Source organism: Gordonia sp. GN26, assembly GCF_054823965.1.
The window spans coordinates 1-3345 of record NZ_JSYC01000041.1 but is presented as its reverse complement, the minus strand read 5'-3'; the positions used below and the strand labels follow the sequence as shown (position 1 = coordinate 3345).

The window sequence follows — 3345 nt, the reverse complement described above, 5'->3', positions numbered from 1 at the left end:
AGCGACGAGCCACGAAGGCCTGGTGAGACGTCGTCGAATGCGCTAGTTCGGCAGCAGGCTCGCCTGGCCGATGATGATCGTGATCGGGCCGCCCTTGCGCGCCTTCGAACCCGCCGACGGTTCCTGCCCGACGACCCGTCCGTTGTCCGGACTGTTCAGCGGCACGTTCCGGGTCTGGCGTGTCAGCGTCGACCGTTCCCAGCCGGCCTGTTCGAGGGATGCCTGAGCCTCGGCGGGTGTCTTGCCGCGCAGGCTCGGGACGGTGAACAGGTTGCCCCGGGACACCGACAACTGCACCGTGCTGCCCTGCTCTGCCGTCGAACCGGGACCGGGAGAGGTGGAGATGACCTCGCCCGCGGGCTGGTCCGAGTCGACCGCGACCTCGTCGACCGACATGCCGAGCTCCTCGAGGACCGCGCGGGCACGATCTGCCGGCATGCCGACGACGTCGCGGACCGTGATCTCCTTGGGGCCGTTGCCCACGTTGAGGACCACCGGCCCGTTGACCGGCACCTCGGTGCCGATCTTCGGCGCGGTCGAGACGACCTTGTCCTTCATGTCGGCGGTCGAATCGACGCGCTCGGTCTTGACGTTGGTGAACCCGAGCACCTTGAGGGCGTCGAGGGCTTCGGCAGGCGTCTTGCCGACCAGGTCGGACGGTATTCGGTGACGTTGTGGGCCGGTGGAGATGTAGAGCGCGACCTCGGATCCCTCGGTCGCCATGACACCCTCACCGGGTGTCGAGCGGGTCGCGAAACCGGGCCCGACGTCGAGGCTGGGTTCCTCGAGGACACGCACCTCGAACCCGGCTCGTTCGAGGGACGACTGCGCGTCCTCGGAACTGAGTCCGGCGACCGCGGGCACGGTGACATCGGGATCGGAGCCCGAACTCCACGGAGACCACAGGAAGAGCGTTGCGACGAGCAGCACGACCGCGGCGATCGCGCCGGCCATCAGCCAGCGAGGCCGACGACGCGGTGGGTCGTCGTCGGAGTCGGACCGGTAGTCGGCGTCGCGTCGGTGGCTGCCACCGGCACGGGTGGGGATGGCGCGGCGTGGTGTGGTCGTCTCCGACCGGACCGGGCGTCGGGGTCCGGTGTCGATGAACTCGGTGCGCTCCTCGTCGGTGAGCAGCATCGGCGCCGACGGCTTGCCGCCCGCGAGGACGCGGATCAGATCGGCGCGCAGATCGGCGGCCGACTGGTACCGGTTGTCCTTGTTCTTGCTCATCGCCTTGAGCACGACCGAGTCGAGCTCGCGCGGGATCTCCGGGCGTACATGCGACGGCCACGGCGGGTCCTCGTGCACGTGCTGGTGGGCGACCGCGACCGGTGAGTCACCGGTGAACGGCGGCTCCCCGGTGAGCAGCTCGAAGAGCACGCAACCCATCGAGTAGATGTCGCTGCGCGGGTCGACCTTGATGCCGCGGGCCTGCTCGGGCGACAGGTACTGGGCGGTGCCCATGACGGCGGAGGTCTGAGTCATGGTCGACGTGGAATCGCTCATGGCGCGGGCGATGCCGAAGTCCATCACCTTCACCGCGCCGGACTTGTCGATCATCACGTTCGCCGGCTTCATGTCGCGGTGCACGATGCCGTTGCGGTGCGAGAAGTCCATGGCGGCGGCGACGTCGGCCATCCACGTCATCGCCTGACGCGGGGCGATCGGACCGTTGGCCCGCAGCACGTCTCGCAGGGTGTCCCCGTCGACGTACTCCATGACGATGAACGGCAGCGGACCGTCCTCGGTCTCGGCCTCGCCGGTGTCGAAGACCTGGACGATCGTCGGGTGGTTCAGCTTTGCCGCGTTCTGGGCCTCCCGCCGGAAACGCAGATAGAACGACGGATCGCGCGCGAGGTCGGCGCGCAACACCTTGATCGCCACGTCCCGGTGCAGCACCAGGTCGCGGGCATAGTGCACCTCGGACATGCCACCGAAACCCAGCGTTTCGCCGAGTTCGTAGCGGTCGGAGAGGTGGTGTGGTGTCGTCATCTGCCTCGGGGTCAGCCTGGGATCTCAGCTCAGCGGGTCGTCGGGGGTGGTATCAGCATGGCGCGGTGACCTAACACAGCGGGAACGGCACGCCGGGGAAGCACGGGGTGCCGGTGGCGGCCCCGGTGTCCGTGGTGTCGTCGGTGGTCGTCGGCGGACCGGGCGCGGTGGTCTCCGTCGTCGTCTCCTCGCTGGTCGTCGTCTCCTCGCTGGTCGTCGTGCGGGTCGGTCGCTGCGTGGTCGTGGTCTCGTCGGGTTCCTCGGTCGGGACCACGGTGGTGGTCTCGGTGACGATCGACGAGGTGGACGGCGCCGACGGGGCGGTGTCGTCGCCACCACTGCTGACCAGGTAGAACCCGATCAGACCGATCGCGCCGACGAGTAGCGCGGCCGCGACACCGGCCAGCACCTTCTGCCCGGTGGTCCAGCTGTTGTCGGGCGGCGGTGCGACCGGGGTCCGTGACGTCGGTCGCGGTGTCACGGGACGAGAGGCGGTACCCGGTGCCGTCGTGGCGCGGGTCGCGACGGTGTTGCCCAGCGCCGCGGCACCGGCAGCACCTGCTGCGGCGCCGGCGATCGCTCCCGGGCGCGGGGGGCGACGACCTGCACGGACGGCGGCCACCGCGTCGGCGAACTCGCCGCCGTTCGCATAACGCTGACGCGGGTCCTTGGCCATCGTGATCTCGATGAGCTCGCGGACACCCGACGGCAGGTTGGGCGGCAGCGGCGGCGGAGATTCACGGATGTGTTTCATCGCGACGGTGATCGCACCGTCGCCGAGGAACGGACGCCGGCCGGTGAGGGCCTCGTAACCGACGACGCCGAGCGAGTACACGTCGGACGCGGCGGTCGCCTCGTCGCCGGTGGCCTGCTCGGGAGAGATGTACTGGGCAGTGCCCATCACCATGCCGGTCTTGGTGACCGGGGCGGAGTCGACGGCCTTGGCGATGCCGAAGTCGGTGATCTTCACCTGGCCGGCCGGGGTGATCAGGATGTTGCCCGGCTTCACGTCGCGGTGCACCAGCCCCTGGCTGTGTGCGGCCTGCAACGCCCGACCGGTCTGCTCCAGCATGTCGAGGGTGTTGGTCAGCGACAACCGGCCGAGCCGGGAGATCACCGAGTTCAGCGGCTCGCCGTCGACCAGTTCCATCACCAGGTAGGCGAGCGGGTCGCCGCCGTTGTAGTCCGGAGTCTCGCCGTAGTCGAAGACGTTGGCGATGCCCGGGTTGTTGAGCTTCGCCGTCGTCTGCGCCTCCGCGCGGAACCGGGCGATGAACTCCGGGTCGCTCGTGTACTCGGCCTTGAGGACCTTCACCGCCACACGACGGTTCAGGCGCGTGTCGAGGGCTTCCC

At 69.2% G+C, this 3345-nt stretch carries 2 protein-coding genes; both read right to left on the bottom strand.

Annotation, left to right across the window (positions count from 1 at the left end; genetic code table 11):
- Nucleotides 1–42: 42 nt before the first annotated feature.
- Complete coding sequence (gene pknB, locus OK17_RS11130) at nt 43–1992, bottom strand: Stk1 family PASTA domain-containing Ser/Thr kinase (protein WP_461417474.1); 1950 nt, start codon at nt 1990–1992, stop codon at nt 43–45.
- A gap of 70 nt (nt 1993–2062) precedes the next feature.
- On the bottom strand, nt 2063–3345 hold a 1283-nt coding region (locus tag OK17_RS11125; RefSeq protein WP_461417473.1), incomplete at its 5' end, for a protein kinase domain-containing protein.